The sequence below is a fragment of the Brevibacterium otitidis genome (assembly GCF_042429315.1).
Taxonomy (GTDB): domain Bacteria; phylum Actinomycetota; class Actinomycetes; order Actinomycetales; family Brevibacteriaceae; genus Brevibacterium; species Brevibacterium otitidis.
Genome location: NZ_JBHMAU010000022.1, coordinates 17058 through 33757, shown reverse-complemented (window position 1 = coordinate 33757; position 16700 = coordinate 17058). Strand labels below are relative to the sequence as shown.

Sequence of the window (16700 nt, the reverse complement as noted above, 5' to 3'; positions counted from 1 at the left end):
TGGGGGAAGGATCTGTGGGGACGCGTCAGCTGCGCGTCGTGCCGGCCGGGTCCTCCGGCTGCTGCGGGCGGACCGTGACCGGGCGGGTGGTCTCCTCCGGCGCCGAGGCGGTACCCGCCTCGCGTGGGCCGCTCGCCTGGGTGGCCGGGTCGGGCAGCTCGCCGCGGTCGCTGCGGCGCTCGGCCTTCTTCTCAGCCTTGTTCCTGCGGCGTTCGTGGGAGCGCTCCTTGCGCTCAGCACGCCGGCGGCCGATGAACGACAGTGCGAGGATGAGCGCGGAGATGAGCAGCACGATCGCTGCTGCGGCGATGCCGGCGTCAACCCAGAACTGGCCGGGGAAGAGGCGGATGAGGGCGTCGTCGACGTAGAACTCCCAGGTGCCGGCGTCGAAGAACATCGCGTGGAACTGGGTGAAGAACCGGTCCCAGCCCAGCATCGCCAGCGCCCCGAGGGCGAGGAAGGCGATGATCGTCAGCAGTGCGCCGAAGCGCAGCGCGTGGCGCAGGCCCGGCCCGTTGGCCCGTGACATGTACAGGCCGAAGAGCAGCATGCCGATCGCGCCGATGACGGCGATCAGGTAGAGCAGGGACACGAGGTCCTTGACGTCTTCCATGTGGGCGATCTCTTCGGGCTGGAAGAGCGGCACCCCGTTGGGCAGCACGACGTCGGAGAGGTACCGGCTGGAGTCGAAGTTGTTGAGGTAGTCGACGACGTAGGATCCGTAGTGCAGCCGGTCGTCGTTGGTGAAGCCGTAGGTGTCGGCCGGGAAGCCGGGCCGCCAGAAGTACTCGAACTTCAGAAACAGGCCCGAGGCGATGAGCCGCACCCCAAGGCCGGTGAGCACGAACGGGGTCGTCAGCGCAATCCAGATGGTGCCGATGACATCGAGGGCGGTGGTGCGCCGCTCAGTCGGCATATCGACGTCGCGGGAGCGTGAATCGTCCTTCTCGTGGGCGCTGATCTGCTGGGTGGGTGCCACGGCCGTTGCCGTCGTGGCCGCTCCCGAGGTGGTCGCTACCGTTCCCGAGGTGCCGGCGGCTTCCGGCGCAGCATCCGCTCCCGAGGCGGTGGCCGGCTCCGCGGAGCGGATCGGCGGGAGCGCGACGGTGGCGTCCGGGTCCTCCGGGGAGCTGTCGGCGAAGGCGCGATCGCGCAGCTCCTTGTTGCGGTGGCCGATCGGGTCGAACTCGACCGTCTCCTCACTCAGCGGCGCCTGCTCAGCCGTGCCCGCCTCGGGCGCGGCACCAGCGCTGCCGGTGTCAGAGTCGCCAGCCGGCCCCGTGCCGGAGGGGGAGTCGTCGATGGTGAAGGTCGCGTCCTCGGCGATGTGCTCGCCGGTGTAGTGGCCGTTGTGGGAGTGGCTGCCGGTGTCGGAGGTGCCGTCGTTCGGCTCGGCGGAGGTCTCAGCATCGGTGCCTGAGCTCATCCGCCGTGACAACAGGTCATCGGGGTTCTTCGGATCGTCGGTAGCCACAGTCCCATTGTTCGCTCTCCGGCTTCACTGCACAGGGAGCGACACGCATTATCCGGCAAGTCGGGGCCGCAGGCGCGTGCGGGCCGGGGCGGCTCAGACGCCGAAGAGGAGGGCGGCGACGATGACGGCCGGCACAGACAGAATCGTCGTGATGAACACCGCATCGCGGGCCAGCTGGGTGGCGGCCTTGTACTCCATCGCGTAGATGTAGACGTTCTGCGCGGTCGGCAGGGTCGAGGTCACGACGATGCCCATGAGCATGAGGCCCTCATAGCCGAGCAGCACCCCGCCGATGAGCCAGGCGATGAACGGCTGGACGACGAGCTTCGTGACCGTGATGATGAGCAGCTGGCGGCGCGAACCGGCCGGTGGGAGCTTCCAGCCGTCCTTGAGGGAGATGCTGAAGGCCAGCAGCATGCCCGGCACCGACATGCCGGCGAGCATGCTCACCGGTTCGTGGACCACCTCGGGCAGCTGCCAGCCGGTCAGCGACCCGGCCACGCCGAGGCCGGCGCCGATGACGATGGGGTTGCGCAGCACCATGATGAGCGGACTCCACCATTCGCTGCCGGTCTCTGTCCGCGTCGAGTCGAGCAGCATCATGATGATGGGGCTGAGCAGGATGAGCTGGAAGAGCAGGACGGGGGCGACGAAGCTTAGGTCCTTGAGCACATAGGTGGCGATGGGGATGCCGAGGTTGCCGATGTTGACATAGCCGGAGGCCATGGCGCTCACCGTCGCCTCGCCGAGGCTGCGGCGCCGTGCCCACAGGGTGAAGGCGAAGATGCCGGTGAACACGAGCGCTGCCGAGCCGCCGGTGGCCAGCAGGGCAGGGGAGAAGATCGCGCCGATGTCGGTCGAGGAGATCGTGATGTAGAGCAGCGACGGGGTGGCGGCGTAGAAGACGACGCGGGCGATCACCTGCTGACCGGTGGGCCCGAGCACTCCGGAGCGGCCGAGCAGCAGACCGGCGAGGACGACGACGGAGATGACGCCGAAGCCTTCGAGCACATCGAGCACGGTGCGGTCGGTTCCTTACTCTCAGGGGCGTTCATCCGCCCGGCGGACGGTCATCAGCCGGGCTGCGCTGCAGGTGGCGCTGGGTCGCGAGCCTGCGACAGTACCGGGGTCGCAGAGTCCAGTTCCGGTCTCGCCCGGCTCCGGTTTCGCTGTGGACACTATCGAATCCGCTTTCCATCTGCACGCGGCGTCCGCCCAGGAGAACGCATGAGCCCCAGCGGGGGCTGCCGGTGTTGCGGCTGCTCGGACTGTCAGCCCGACAGCGTGCTGCGCTCAATGTCCTCGGCGAAAGCCGAGGCGTCGCTGAGTGTGACGGTGATGAGCGAACCGTCCCGAGACCTGATCTCGAGCCCTGTGCCGCCGTGGGTGATGATCCCCTTATCGCGGGCTCCCCGAATGCGGTAGCCCCAGCCGAAGAACTCACCCAGGGGCTTCACATCCACGATCCGCACCGATTCGATATCCGCCACATCGACGGACAGCTGGGGCCAGCCGAGCAGTGACCCGGCGGTGAACCTCGAATCGTCGAGAGACACCTTGAATACGCTCGTGGCGAGTGCGAGCCACAGGGACGCGATGGTGACGATCGTCAACAGGATGAGGAGCCACGTATCAAGCGCATTCCAGAGCGCGATCAGAATGACGACGAGCGCGAGCATGGACAGCCAGAGCACCAATTGAATCGGCCAGGCGAGAGAAATGAACGACGTGCGGCGAGCCATTGATACTCCTCCAAAGTGCTGTGAGCTCTCCTCCGCTCTGCTTCATTCTTTCGGAGCGCTTCTCCTCATCACGCTACCGCTTCTGCTCATCGGCCGGTATTGTGCGAAAGTCGCAGCTGCTCTCCTCTGGCGGGCTGGTGGGCTGCGGCCAGATACGGTGCCGACGCACTCGAATCAGCCTCAGCAACCTCAGCGGGAGTGCCTGTCACAACCACCTGGCCGCCGTTGTCGCCGGCACCGGGCCCCATGTCGATGACGTAGTCGGCGTTGGCGACGATCTGCATATCGAGCTCAACCATCACCACGATGTTGCCCGCATCCACAAGCGTCTGCAGGTGGTTCATCAGTCGGTCGCTGTCCGAACAGTGCAGGCCAGAGGTCGGTTCATCCAGCACATACTAGGGTGTCGCCGCGCTGGGCACGCTGCAGTTCGCTGGCAAGCTTCACGCGCTGTGCCTCGCCGCCGGACAGTTCGGTGGCGGGCTGGCCCAGACGCAGGTAACCCAGGCCCACATCGATGAGCGCAGTAAGAGAGCATGATGTCGAACTCGCCCTCGAAGAATGCGTGGGCTTCCTCCGCACTCATCGCGAGGATGTCGGCGATAGTGCGTCCCCGCCACTCGATCTCCAGCGTGCTGGCCCGGTAGCGCGTGCCGTGGCAGTCGGGGCATTCTGTATACACCGACGGCAGGAACGGCAGCTCGACCATGACCGATCCCTCGCCCTCACAGGTGGCTCCTCCCGCGCCCTTAACGGGGAAAGCCGGTTAACCTGGTGGGGATATGTCTGACTCTCGGCCTGGCCGCCGGCGCCGCGGCGCGCGCTCGCGCAGCGACCGCCCTGATCGCCCTTCCACACGACAGCACGCCCAGCGCGTTGCTGCCCGCCGGGCTGCCCGCGCCGGCCTCGATATCGCCATCACGTATCCGGCCGAGCTGCCGGTCAGCGAGCACCGTGCGGAGATCGCACAGGCGATCCGTGCTCACCAGGTCGTCATCATCGCCGGTGAGACCGGTTCGGGAAAGACCACCCAGATACCCAAGATCTGCCTCGAACTCGGCTACGGCATCACCGGGCTCATCGGCCACACCCAGCCCCGCCGCATCGCCGCCCGCGCAGTCGCCGCCCGTCTGGCCGACGAACTCGGCCAGGAGCTCGGCGCCGGCATCGGCTACCAGGTCCGCTTCACCTCGCAGGTCGCTGATGCCACCCGGGTGAAGGTCATGACCGACGGCATTCTGCTCGCCGAACTCCAGCATGACCGGCAGCTGCGCGACTACGAGGTCATCATCATCGATGAGGCCCACGAACGCAGCCTGAACATCGACTTCCTGCTCGGCGCGCTCGCCCGCCTGCTGCCCCAGCGGCCCGATCTCAAGGTCATCATCACCTCGGCGACAATCGACCCGGAGTCCTTCGCCGAGCACTTCGCCACCGCCGCCGGCCCGGCACCGATCATCAGCGTGTCCGGGCGGACCTATCCCGTCGAGGTGCGCTATCGTCCGCTGGCCGATGACACCGCCAGCGACGACGACCCTGACGGCCCCGGCGCCGACGGCGACTACGAAGCAGGAGCCGCCGACCAGACCGAGGGGATCCTCACCGCCGTCGACGAACTCGCCCGCGAAGCCCCCGGCGACATCCTCGTCTTCCTCTCCGGCGAACGCGAGATCCGCGACACCGCCGATGCGCTCGCCGCCCACCTGCAGCAGAAGGGGCCCAGGTTCGCCGAGTGGGAGGTCATCCCGCTGTTCGCCCGGCTCTCGGCAGGGGAGCAGCAGCGCGTGTTCGCACCGCATGACCGGCCGCGCATCGTACTGGCCACCAATGTCGCTGAGACCTCGCTGACGGTGCCGGGCATCAAGTACGTCATCGACGCCGGGACCGCCCGCATCTCGCGGTACTCCAACCGCACGAAGGTCCAGCGGCTGCCGATCGAACGCGTCTCCCAGGCTTCGGCCAACCAGCGCATGGGCCGCTGCGGACGCACGAGCGAGGGCATCTGCATCCGCCTGTACTCGGAAGACGACTTCGACACCCGCCCTGAGTTCACCGACCCGGAGATCCTGCGTACCAACCTCGCCAGCGTCACCCTGCAGATGATCTCACTGGGCTTCGCGCAGACCGAAGCCGACATCACCTCGTTCCCGTTCCTCACCCCGCCGGAGACCCGGGCGGTGCGCGATGGCCGCGTGCTGCTCGGCGAACTCGGCGCCACCCGCACCGATGAGACCGGCCGGATCCGGCTGACGAAGATCGGCCGGATGCTCGCCAAACTGCCGATCGACCCGAGGCTGGCCCGCATGGTGCTCGCCGGCGCTGAGGCCGGCTGCGGCGGCGAAGTCGCCGTCATCGTCGCAGGTCTGTCCATCCAGGACCCGCGCGAACGCCCGGCTGAGGTGCGCGCGCACGCCGATGAGCTCCACGCCCGCTTCACCGATCCGCACAGCGACTTCCTCACCCTGCTGAACCTGTGGAACCACCTCGCCGACAACGCCGCCGCCCTGTCGTCGTCGAAGTTCCGCAGGCTGTGCAAGGCGGAGTTCATCAACTTCGTGCGCGTGCGCGAATGGCAGGACCTCGTCACCCAGCTGCGCCACCTGCTCGGCGGCATCGGCGTGACGATCGAACGCTCGCAGTGGCGGCCCGGCGCCGAGGAGGCCGAGGGCACCGCCCACCCGAGTGCCGGCCAGAGCGGTCGTCAGAGCCGTCGCCAGGGTGGCCGCGGGAAGGCCGCGCAACCGGATGCCGGCATGGACCCGCATGCCGCGGCCATCCACCGCGCGCTGCTGACCGGTCTGCTGTCGATGATCGGCGTGCGCGCCCCGGAGACCAAGCCGCGGCCGGGAGAGCGGCGGCCCAAGCGCCGCAGCTACGACTATCAGGGCGCACGCGGGGCGAGGTTCCAGATCTTCCCCGGCTCCGGGCTGTTCAAGTCCGCGCCCGAGGTCGTCGTCGCCGCCGAACTCGTCGAAACCTCCCGCCTGTGGGCCCGGATGGTCGCCGCGGTCGAACCCGAATGGATCGTCGAAGCCGCAGGCGACCTCGTCACCCGCCAGCACTCCGAACCGCACTGGTCGAAGAAGGGCGGTCAGGCGATGGCCTATGAGAGGATCTCCCTCTACGGCGTCACCCTCATCTCCGATCAGCGCATCGGCTACGGGCGCATCGACCCAGAGGCCGCCCGCGACATGTTCATCCGCGAAGCCCTCATCGCCGGGGAGTGGAACGACCGCCACCCCTTCCTCGCCCGCAACGCCCAGGCCGTCGACGAGGCCGAACGGATCGCCTCCCGGATGCGCGATCACCGGCTGCTGGCCGAAGACGATGTCCTCTTCGACTTCTACGATGAACGGCTGCCGGCCACGATCGTCTCCGGTGCGCACTTCAACTCGTGGTGGAAGAAGAAGCGGCGCAGCGAACCGGAGTTCCTCGACATCGCCCCCGATGCGCTGCTTGCCGATGACTCCGCTGATATGTCCGCCCGCGCCGCCAGCGACTTCCCGCTTACCTGGGAGCTGCCGGACGGCTCGGAAGCGAAGCTGCACTATGCCTATGCGCCCGGCCAGGACACCGACGGAGTGACCGTCGAACTGCCGGCGGAGTCCCTGGGCGATATCGACACCGATGTCTTCACCTGGCAGGTGCCCGGCCTGCGCCATGAGCTCGTCACCGCGCTCATCCGCTCCCTGCCGAAGGCCAAGCGCCGCTACTTCGTGCCCGCCCCGGATGTCGCCCGCGAGATCCTCGAGTCCGTCGAACCCTATTCCGGCCGCCTGCCCGAGGTGCTCGCCGCCGAGCTCACCGCCCGCGCCGGCGGGGGAGAGCTCATGGATCCCGTGCCCATCACCGTTGAGGCCAGCGACTTCGACACCGCGCGGCTGCCGGCCCACCTCGTCATCGAATACACCACCCGAAAGGGCGGCAGAACCTCCAAGCCGACCCGCGATCCCAGCCGACTCACCGCCTCGGCTCCGGCACCCAGACCGGCCGAGCGAGCGGCCGCGGCGATCCGCTTCACCGAACGCACCGGCATCCGCAGCTGGGACTTCACCTTCGACCCGAGGCCGGTGGCCACCGGCGGGGACACCGAGGTGCATCCGGGCCTGCGCGATGACCGCGACTCCGTGGCCCTCACCGCCTTCGCCACCGCCGAGGAGGCCGCCCGGCAGACGCGGGCCGGGCTCATCCGGCTGATCGTCCGCGCGCTCAGGACCCGCACCGACTATGTTGCCGAACACCTGTCGACGAATGAGAAGCTCGTGCTCGCCGGACATGCGAAGACCGGCTTCGGCGCGGCGAACCCGCAGCCGCGGCCGGAGCTGCTCGGCTCGTGTGCCCGGATCGCGGTCGACCGGCTGCTCGGCACGGACACGGTCGTGCGCACGCAGGAGGAGTTCGACAGCGTCTTCCGGCAGATCGACGCCGGGTTCATCGCAGAGGCGACCCGGGCGGTCGGGCTCGTCGTCGACATCCTCACCCGGGCCACCGCGGTCGACAAGGCCATCAGCCAGGCCTCATCGCTCGTGCTCGTCCAGCAGCTGGCCGATGTGCGCTCCTGGCTCATCGACCTGCTCACCGCCGAAGTCTTCGAGATCACCGAGGCCGCCGCGCTCGCCCGCTTCCCTGTCTACCTGCAGGCCGCGGAGCACCGGGTGGCGAAGATGCAGGACAGTCCGCCGCGCGATCGGCAGCTCATGGACCGGATCGCGGTTGTGGCTGGGAAGGTCGAGCAGGCGCTGGCGAAAGCCTTTCCCGAGGCGGCCGGCAAGCCCGTGCCGGTGCAGGCGGCTGCCGTGCCGGCTGAGTGGGCAGCCGTGCTGTGGTCGGTCGAGGAGCTGCGGGTGTCCTACTACGCCCAGCATCTGCCGACCGCGCATCCAGTCAGCGACACCCGCATCCACAAGGCCCTCGCCGCGCTGTGAGGGCGGCGCGCTGTGGCTGAGCGCTGCGTGCTCAGTGCGGCTGCCGCTACAGCGGCAGATCGGTGGCGTTGCCGAACAGCGCCCAGGTCAGCGGGGCGGCACTGAGCGCGGCGCAGCCGAGCATGCCGGCAGCCCAGCTCAGCCGCCACTTCCAGGTCCGCTGCTTGAAGCCGCGCCACAGGCACACGAGCACGCCGATGAGCCCGATGACGCCGAGCAGCGAGAGCACCCCGAGGCCGAGCATCCGCCCGGCCGAGGAGCCGAGCAGCACCGCATAGTAGATGACCTGGCCGAGCAGGAAGGAGAACCGCAGCGAGAGCCACAGCAGCGGCGCGCTGATGAGAGCTGCGATGATGAGCGGCAGCGCCATGAGGAAGCGGTCGCGGCGGTGCGGGTCGCGGGCGACGTGCGAGTACTCGTCGTGCTGGTTCATGGAGTCCTCGGCATCATCTGGAACGGGTGGTCGGCGCTGGGAAAGAAGGCAGCGGCGCAGGGGCAGGATGCCTGCGCCATCCCCAAAGTACTAGACTCACTCGGGTGACTTCCACCGGTGACTGCAGCTCGAAGACCATCCGCGAACAGGCCGCCCGCAGGCGCACCTTCGCGGTCATCTCCCACCCGGATGCCGGCAAGTCGACCCTGACGGAGGCGCTCGCCCTGCATGCCCGGGTCATCGGGCAGGCCGGCGCCACCCACGGCAAGGCCGGCCGCCGGGCGACGGTGTCGGACTGGCAGAAGATGGAGCAGGAGCGCGGCATCTCGATCTCCTCGGCCGCCCTGCAGTTCGAGTACCGCGACGCCGTCCTCAACCTCATCGACACCCCCGGCCACGCCGACTTCTCCGAAGACACCTACCGGGTGCTCTCCTCGGTCGACTGCACGATCATGCTCGTCGACGCCGCCAAAGGCCTGGAGACGCAGACGATGAAGCTCTTCGAAGTCTGCGCCCACCGCAACATCCCCATCATCACCGTCATCAACAAATGGGACCGCCCCGGCCTCGAACCGCTCGAGCTCATGGACGAGATCCGGGAGCGCACCGGCATGCTGCCGACCCCGCTCACCTGGCCGGTGGGTGTCTCCGGTGACTTCCGCGGAGTGCTCAACCGCGCGGACGGCACCTATACGAAGTACACCCGCACCGACGGCGGCGCTTCGATCGCCGGTGAGGAGACGATGGACGCCGAGGCGGCCGAAGCACTCGAAGGCGAAGCGTTCACCACCGCTGTCGATGAGTCGGAGCTGCTGGAGATGGAGGAGCAGAACCACGACCAGGAGGCCTTCCTCGCAGCGAAGTCGACGCCGGTGATGTTCGCTGCCGCGGTGCTCAACTTCGGGGTGCACAAGATCCTCGACACCCTCGTCGATCTCGCCCCCGCCGCCGAGGCGCGGGCGGACAAGGATGGGACGGACCGGCCGGTCGACGCGCCGTTCTCCGGCTTCGTGTTCAAGGTGCAGGCCGGGATGGACGCCAACCACCGCGACCGGCTGGCCTACATCCGCGTGTGCTCCGGCGTGTTCGAACGCGGCATGGTCGTCACCCATGCCGCGACCGGCAAACCGTTCGCCACGAAGTACGCCCAGCAGGTCTTCGGCCGCGACCGCGCCGTCATCGACGAAGCCTTCCCCGGTGACGTCGTCGGCCTCGTCAACGCCTCCGCCTTGCGGGTCGGAGACTCGCTGTACCTGGATCAGCCAGTCGAATTCCCCGGCATCCCGACCTTCTCACCGGAGCACTTCATGGTCATCCGGGCGAAGGACTCCTCGAAGTACAAGCAGTTCCGCCGCGGCATCGAACAGCTCGACCACGAAGGCGTCGTGCAGGTGCTGCGCTCGGATCTGCGCGGCGACCAGGCTCCGGTGCTCGGCGCGGTCGGCCCGATGCAGTTCGAGGTGGCCGAGGACCGGATGGTCCAGGAGTTCAACGCCCCCTGCAGACTCGAACCGCTGCCGTACACGATCGCCCGGCGCACCGTGGCCGAATCCGTGCCGACGCTCGCCCGCGAACGCTCCGTCGAGGTGCTCTCCCGCTCTGATGGGGAGCTGCTCGCCCTCTTCTCCGACCGCTGGCGGCTCCAAGGGGTCGAACGCCAGCACCCGGACCTCGTGCTCGAACCGCTCGTCGTCTCCTGAAGCCGGCCTGCGGCACGACGCCCAGCCACCGCCTCGGGCGTGGGTCTCGCCGGACAAGAATCACAGGTCGTTCGGTTTTGAACGGTTTCCGGACCGGACTAAGATGGACGTCTGTGCCTTCAGATGGAGCGAGAGTCTTCGAACCCGCCCCGCAGGCGCACCGCTTCATTCTCTCAGAAGGCTTTCTTACGAAAGGTCGACAACACAGTGGCAACTCAACCGATTCGCGTGGCCATCGCCGGACTGGGAAACTGCGCAACCTCCCTCGTCGAAGGCGTCACCTATTACGCTGACGCCTCGCCAGAGGACACCATCCCCGGTCTCATGCACGTGAACTTCGGCGACTACCACGTCAGCGACCTCGAGTTCGTCGCCGCCTTCGACGTCGACGCCGCCAAGGTCGGCCTCGACATCGCCGATGCGATGCGGGCGAGTGAGAACAACACCATCAAGATCTGCGATGTCGCCCCCATCGGCGTGACGGTGCAGCGCGGCCCGACGCTCGACGGACTCGGCCGCTACTACCGCGAGACGATCACCGAATCCGATGCCGAACCGGTCGACGTGGCCCAGGCGCTGCGCGATGCGCAGGCCGATGTGCTCGTCTGCTATCTGCCGGTCGGCTCCCAGCAGGCCACCGAATACTATGCGCAGGCCGCGATCGACGCCGGTGTCGCCTTCGTCAACGCCCTGCCGGTGTTCATCGCCGGCACCAAGGAATGGGACGAGAAGTTCCGCGCCGCCGGTGTGCCGATCGTCGGCGATGACATCAAGAGCCAGATCGGTGCGACCATCACCCACCGCGTCATGGCCCGCCTGTTCGAAGACCGCGGCGTCGTGCTCGACCGCACCTACCAGCTCAACGTCGGCGGCAATATGGACTTCAAGAACATGCTCGAGCGCGAGCGCCTGGAGTCGAAGAAGATCTCCAAGACCCAGGCCGTCACCTCGAACACCTCCGCTGAGCTGGCCGACAAGGATGTCCACATCGGCCCCTCTGACTATGTGCAGTGGCTCGATGACCGCAAATGGGCTTACGTCCGCCTCGAAGGCCGCAACTTCGGCGATGCTCCGGTCTCACTGGAGTACAAGCTCGAGGTGTGGGACTCGCCGAACTCCGCCGGCGTCATCATCGACGCGATCCGCGCGGCGAAGATCGGCCTGGACCGAGGTGTCGGCGGTGCGCTCATCTCCGCCTCGTCCTTCTTCATGAAGTCCCCGCCGGAGCAGCAGAACGATGAGCTCGCCCGCCAGGCGGTCGAGGATTTCATCGCCGGACGCATCGAACGCTGAGCCGGAAGCTGAGCTGAGGCACGTGCCCTGACGCATCTGCGTCAGGGCACTGTCATGTCCGCCGCAGACCCTGTCCTCTGCTGTCCAGATCACAACTTTTCCTGCCCGAAAACATCGATTCTGAGTGAATCCTGTGCTGTAGTAGTGACATGCTCCACACGGAGCCGCCGATGTCTCCGAGCAAAGGATCCCCCTGTGTCCACCGCAGCAGCCCACCCCGAGAAGCCGAAAGCCGACGAGAGCCTCAGCTGGCTCATGAAGCTTCTCGTCGTCATCGAGAAGGCCGGCAACAAGCTGCCGCACCCCTTCTGGCTGTTCCTCAGCCTCGCCGCCATCGTCATGCTGCTGTCCTGGTGGCTCGCCAGCGCCGGTGTCTCCGCCGTCAACCCCTCTGACGGAGAAGACGTCGCCGTCGTCAACCTCCTGTCGATGGACAGCCTGCGCGAGATCGTCGCCGGCATCACCAACAACTACGTCACCTTCCCAGCGCTCGGCCTCGTGCTCGTCGTGCTCTTCGGTGTCGCGGTCGCCGAGCAGTCCGGTCTCTTCCCCACGATCATGCGCTTCGCGCTGACGAACGTGTCCCCGCGGCTCGTCACCCCGGTCGTCGCACTCGTCGGTGCGGCCGCCTCGATCGCCTCGGACGCCTCGTACATGATCGTCATCCCGCTCGGCGGCCTCGCCTTCAAGGCCGTCGGCCGCAACCCGGTCATCGGCTGCGCGGTCGCCTACGCTGCAGTGTCCGGCGGCTACTCCGCCGCCCCGTTCGTCAACAGCCTCGATGCGATCCTCGGCGGCATCTCCACCTCTGCCGCCCACATCATCGACGACAGCTACACCGTCACCCCGGTGGCGAACCTCTACTTCAACTTCGTCTCGATGTTCGCCGTCGCCCTGGCGATCACGATCGTCACCGAGCTGCTGCTGAACAAGCGCGGCGAGCAGATGGAGCTGACCGAGGAGGAATCCGCCGCCTCCGATGCCGAGGCGGGTGCCGCCTCGGGCGCGGCAGGGGAGCAGACCGCCGGCCGCGACGTGCAGGACCAGGACCTCTCCGCCCCGGTCACCGCGATCGAGAAGCGCGGGCTCGTCATCACGCTCGTCGTCGCGATCCTCGGCGCCGCCGCCTGCTTCGCCATCGCGTGGCCTGAGAACTCCTTCCTGCGCGACGCCGACGGCGGCTTCACGATGGAGTCGGGCCTCATGGCCGGCATCGCCCCGATCATCGGCATGGGCTTCTTCGTCCTCGGCATCGTCTACGGTGTGGCCACCGGCTCGATCAAGCACCCCAACGACATCCCGGAGATGATGGTCAAGGGCGTCGCCCCGTTCGTGCAGGTGCTCGTGCTGTTCTTCGCCGCCTCCCAGTTCCTCGCGCTGTTCTCGATGTCGAAGCTCGGCGTCATCCTCGCCATCCGCGGCGCGGAGTTCTTCCAAAGCATCGGTGCCACGACCTTCCTCATCCTCATCGGCGGCTATCTGCTCACCGCGGTCGGCGCGATGTTCATCACCTCCGGCTCCGGCCTGTGGACGCTCATGGCGCCGGTGCTCATCCCGATGTTCATGCTGCTGGGCATCGCCCCGGAGATCACGCAGGCGGTCTACCGCATCGGCGATTCGACGACGAACATCATCTCGCCGATGAGCCCGTACTTCGTCATGATCCTCGGCTTCATCCAGCGCTATAAGAAGGACGCCGGCATCGGCACGCTGCTGTCGCTGACGATCCCGCTGTCGTTCGCGATGTTCATCGTGTGGGGCATCCTGTTCTTCGTCTGGTGGGCCACCGGCATCCCGATGGGCCCCGGCGCCCAGACGAGCTACGGAATGTGATCCGGCCGGACTGCCGGTAACGGGTGCATAACACCTCTCACCAGGCGCGGGCGCTTCAGCAGGCGCTCAGCTTCCTTCGCTAGACTGGTGCCAGTCGCCGCGCCACCACGCCGGCGACGCCCACATGCGATCACCGGAGGTAACGGATGGCCAACCCGCTCGTTCGTCGCGGCCTGGAACAGGGGATCAAGGCAGGCAATCAGCCCGCCACCCCGAGTGCCGAAGAGCTCAACTCGATGTACATGGCGCCCTCGGCGCAGCCGCAGCGTCCGGTCGACGAACGCGTCATGACCTATGACGATGTGCTCGTCAAGACCGGCATCTGCTTCGCGGTGCTGCTCGCCGGCGCCGTCATCGGCTGGTTCGTGCCGATGCTGGCCCTCCCGGCCGCGCTCGCCGGCCTCGTCCTCGGACTCGTCAACGCCTTCAAACGTGAGCCGAGCAAGGCCCTCATCCTCACCTACGCCGGTGTCGAGGGCATCTTCCTCGGCGGCATCTCCGGCATCTTCAACACCGTCTACGACGGCATCGTCGTCCAGGCCGTGCTCGCGACACTGTCGGTCTTCGCCCTGATGTTCGCGCTCTTCCGCTTCCGCGTCATCCGCATGAGCGGCGGCTTCATGAAGTTCCTCATGCTCGCCGTCGGCGGCTACGCGATCTTCTCGCTCGTGAACTTCGGCTTCGCAATGTTCTCCGGCGGAGCGATGAACGCCCGCAGCATCATGATCAACCTGCCGATCCTCGGTGAGATGCCGCTGGGCGTCGTCATCAGCGCGGTGGCCGTCATCCTCGCTTCGCTCACGCTCGTGGCCGACTTCCAGATGATCGAACAGGGCGTCAAGCACCGCATCCCGGAGAAGTACTCCTGGACGTGCGCGTTCTCGCTCATGGTGACCCTCATCTGGCTCTACATCGAGATCCTGCGCCTGCTGTCGTACTTCCGGCAGAACTGACCGGGACAGCGCACACAGACATGAGAGCTGAAGCAGCGGCGGGCCTCCACGAGGAGGTCCGCCGTCTTCGTCTGCGCGTCACCTCCCTGGCCGCTTCACCGCACCGCGAACACTCCCTTGATGCCGTGAGCGCCGACGGTCGCACCCGCCGCCAGCTCATCCGCGCCGCCCTTGCGCAGCTGGCCGACCTCAGCCTCCGCGGGCGCCGCACCGGTGCCGTACCCGCCGTGCCAGATCTGGGGGACCGGGTGCTCGCCGACCAGCTCGTCGTGCTGCTGCTCGACTGCGCACCCGAATACGGCGCCAGCGCCGCCGTCACAGAACAGGCCCACGACCTCGCCGTCGACCTGCGCCGCGCGCTGGCCTGAGAGGTCCATATTTCACGAAAAACGTGAAATTCGGCTATCTGGGTGTGCTACTGTCCAGATATGCTCTTTCTCAGCTTCACCGTACGCAATCACGGCAGCATCCGTGACGAGGTCACTCTCGACTTCACGAAGCCTGCGCTCAGAACCCTCTCGCCGAAGGGCGGCAGCTGGGAAGATGCCACCTACACGATGGCCGGCGTCTTCGGCGGAAACGCAACCGGAAAGTCCGCGCTCCTCGACGCCGTCATCTATTTCTTCAGTGCCATCGCCGAATCAGCGACGACCTGGCAGGCGTCGAAGCACATGCGGCGCAAGCCCTTCCGGCTCGATGCCCGTTCGCGCGCCGCGTCCAGCCTGTATGAGATGCACTTCGTCTATGACGGCCGTCGCCACGTCTACGGCTTCGAGGTCGATGCCGACGGCATTCGCGCCGAGTGGCTGCGGGATGTGCCGCGAACCCGCTGGCGCACACTCCTGGATCGCCAAGGCGAAGGACGTGCGCTGGCGGCTGGCGCCGGGTCGCGAGGCCAGGTGGCCGTCACCCCGCGCGAACTCGCCCTCAGCCGCGCACGGCTCCTTCCCGCATCGCCCCTGCATGGCATTGCCGAAGCCCTGGTGTCGAGCTTTGATGCGGTCTCGGTGAAGGACTCGCATCGTGAAGCCCGGCTCATCGACATCGCCGATGCACTTGCCAACGGCGCGATCAGCTTCGCAGACCTGCTCCTGCTGCTGCAGGCAGCCGACATCGGTGTCACCAACGTCGAGATCGAGGAGGCGGATCTTCCTGAGCATGTCCGCAAGGCCGTGATGCGCTTCATGTCAGACATCCGCGGCGATGAAGCTGAGGAGGCTGCCGATGACGGAGAGCTGGATCTTGACGAGGAGAATCTGGCGCAGGTCGTGCGGCGGCTCGTATTCAGTCACCGCGGAGCTGAGCCCGAGAGTCCGCGCTTCACCATCCACGATGAGAGCGACGGAACCATAGCCTGGCTGGCGATCGCGGTGCCTGCGCTGGAGGTCCTGCGCCGCGGTGGGCTGCTGGTGGTCGACGAGATCGACGCCAGCCTCCACCCGCATCTCCTCGAGGTGATGCTGGGTGTCTTCGCCGACCCTGAGGTCAATGTCCACCATGCCCAGCTCATCTTCACCAGCCACGAGTCGTACATTCTCTCCTCGCTCAGCGATCTGAGCCTCGAACCTGAGCAGGTGTGGCTGACGGATAAGACGGATGAGGGTGTGACTGAGCTGACGTGCCTGGCGGACTTCCCCAAGCACCCAGATGCGAATGTCGCGCGGCGCTACCTCACCGGCAGATACGGCGGCATCCCGCGTCTGTCTCCCAGTTCCTTCGCGGCCCTCGTGACAGCTGGAGAGTCCTGACGTGGCTCGCCACCACAAGCGTACGAAGTCGCGCCGACCCCGGCGGCAGGAAGCGCGAAGGATCCTCGTCGTCACGGAGGGCAGAGCGACAGAGCCGCAGTACGTGGAACGCCTCAACAGCCATCTGCGCAGCAGGAACGTGACGGCGTCAGTGCGAACCGTCGGCGTCGGCAAAGACCCGCTGCGGGTGGTGCAGAAATGCATCGAGATCCGCGAGAGGGAAGAGGCGAAGCAGAAGGGTTTCGACACCAGTGTCTGCCTTGTCGACGTCGATGAGCACGCGGGCCTTCCGAATGCAATCAAGCTGGCAGACGATGAAGGCAACATGATTCTGGTGTCGAATGTGAAGTTTGAGATCTGGCTCTACTGGCACGTCGAGAACAAGCGCCCCAAGCTCTCTGCCAAGCAGCTCGATGAGCTCATGGCTAAGCATGGATTGGTGCAGAAGAAGGCCCTGGCGACCAGCTTCCCTTTCGAAAACGTCGACAGTGCCTGCGAGACGGCACGTGCAGCAGACCCGGACTTGAGCTCCGGCAGAATCGGGCCGGTGTCCTCATCGGCGCTTCCGCTGCTCGTCCGTCTTCTCGCCCCCGAGTAGG

General features: G+C 67.0%; 12 protein-coding genes and 1 pseudogene. 8 read left to right on the top strand and 5 right to left on the bottom strand.

The annotated features are described in order from the left end of the window. Positions 1-25 precede the first annotated feature (25 nt). The 4 genes and pseudogenes from ACFFN1_RS02315 to ACFFN1_RS02300 all read right to left on the bottom strand — a co-directional run. The gene (locus ACFFN1_RS02315) at positions 26-1474 is read right to left on the bottom strand and encodes a TIGR01906 family membrane protein (protein ID WP_376838215.1); all 1449 of its coding nucleotides are present in this window, start codon (positions 1472-1474) and stop codon (positions 26-28) included. Between the two features lie 93 nt (positions 1475-1567). After that, positions 1568-2494: an AEC family transporter gene (locus tag ACFFN1_RS02310; protein WP_376838213.1), complete on the bottom strand. Its 927-nt coding sequence runs from the start codon at positions 2492-2494 to the stop codon at positions 1568-1570. Between the two features lie 251 nt (positions 2495-2745). Next, positions 2746-3216, bottom strand: coding sequence for a hypothetical protein (locus ACFFN1_RS02305; protein WP_376838211.1), 471 nt, complete (start codon positions 3214-3216; stop codon positions 2746-2748). Positions 3217-3302: 86 nt separating this feature from the next. Then, positions 3303-3955, bottom strand: a pseudogene (locus ACFFN1_RS02300) (excinuclease ABC subunit A); the annotation flags it as partial. 43 nt (positions 3956-3998) lie between these two features. Between ACFFN1_RS02300 and hrpA the strand changes: the two are divergent. Beyond that, on the top strand, positions 3999-8141 hold the full coding sequence (hrpA, locus tag ACFFN1_RS02295) for an ATP-dependent RNA helicase HrpA (protein ID WP_376838209.1): 4143 nt from the start codon (positions 3999-4001) through the stop codon (positions 8139-8141). A 46-nt stretch (positions 8142-8187) separates the two neighbouring features. Here the strand turns inward: hrpA and ACFFN1_RS02290 are convergent, their stop codons facing one another. Then, positions 8188-8574 carry a hypothetical protein gene (locus ACFFN1_RS02290; protein WP_376838208.1) on the bottom strand — a complete coding sequence of 129 codons (387 nt, stop codon included), beginning with the start codon at positions 8572-8574 and terminating at the stop codon, positions 8188-8190. 104 nt (positions 8575-8678) lie between these two features. On the opposite strand from ACFFN1_RS02290, the gene ACFFN1_RS02285 reads away from it, so the two are divergent. The 7 genes from ACFFN1_RS02285 to ACFFN1_RS02255 all read left to right on the top strand — a co-directional run bounded on the left by ACFFN1_RS02285 (position 8679) and on the right by ACFFN1_RS02255 (position 16699). Further along, entirely contained in the window at positions 8679-10274 is a 1596-nt protein-coding gene (locus ACFFN1_RS02285; protein WP_376838206.1) for a peptide chain release factor 3, read from the top strand. 207 nt (positions 10275-10481) lie between these two features. Next, a complete protein-coding gene (locus tag ACFFN1_RS02280) occupies positions 10482-11567 on the top strand; it encodes an inositol-3-phosphate synthase (protein WP_376838204.1) in 1086 nt (361 codons plus the stop codon). A 195-nt stretch (positions 11568-11762) separates the two neighbouring features. After that, positions 11763-13400: an AbgT family transporter gene (locus ACFFN1_RS02275; protein ID WP_376838202.1), complete on the top strand. Its 1638-nt coding sequence runs from the start codon at positions 11763-11765 to the stop codon at positions 13398-13400. A gap of 146 nt (positions 13401-13546) precedes the next feature. Then, positions 13547-14353: a Bax inhibitor-1/YccA family protein gene (locus ACFFN1_RS02270; protein ID WP_376838200.1), complete on the top strand. Its 807-nt coding sequence runs from the start codon at positions 13547-13549 to the stop codon at positions 14351-14353. Between the two features lie 20 nt (positions 14354-14373). Then, positions 14374-14721: a hypothetical protein gene (locus ACFFN1_RS02265; protein WP_376838198.1), complete on the top strand. Its 348-nt coding sequence runs from the start codon at positions 14374-14376 to the stop codon at positions 14719-14721. A gap of 60 nt (positions 14722-14781) precedes the next feature. Further along, entirely contained in the window at positions 14782-16101 is a 1320-nt protein-coding gene (locus ACFFN1_RS02260; RefSeq protein ID WP_376838196.1) for an AAA family ATPase, read from the top strand. A 1-nt stretch (position 16102) separates the two neighbouring features. Next, a complete protein-coding gene (locus tag ACFFN1_RS02255; protein ID WP_376838194.1) occupies positions 16103-16699 on the top strand; it encodes an RloB family protein in 597 nt (198 codons plus the stop codon). The last annotated feature ends 1 nt before the right edge of the window (position 16700 follow it).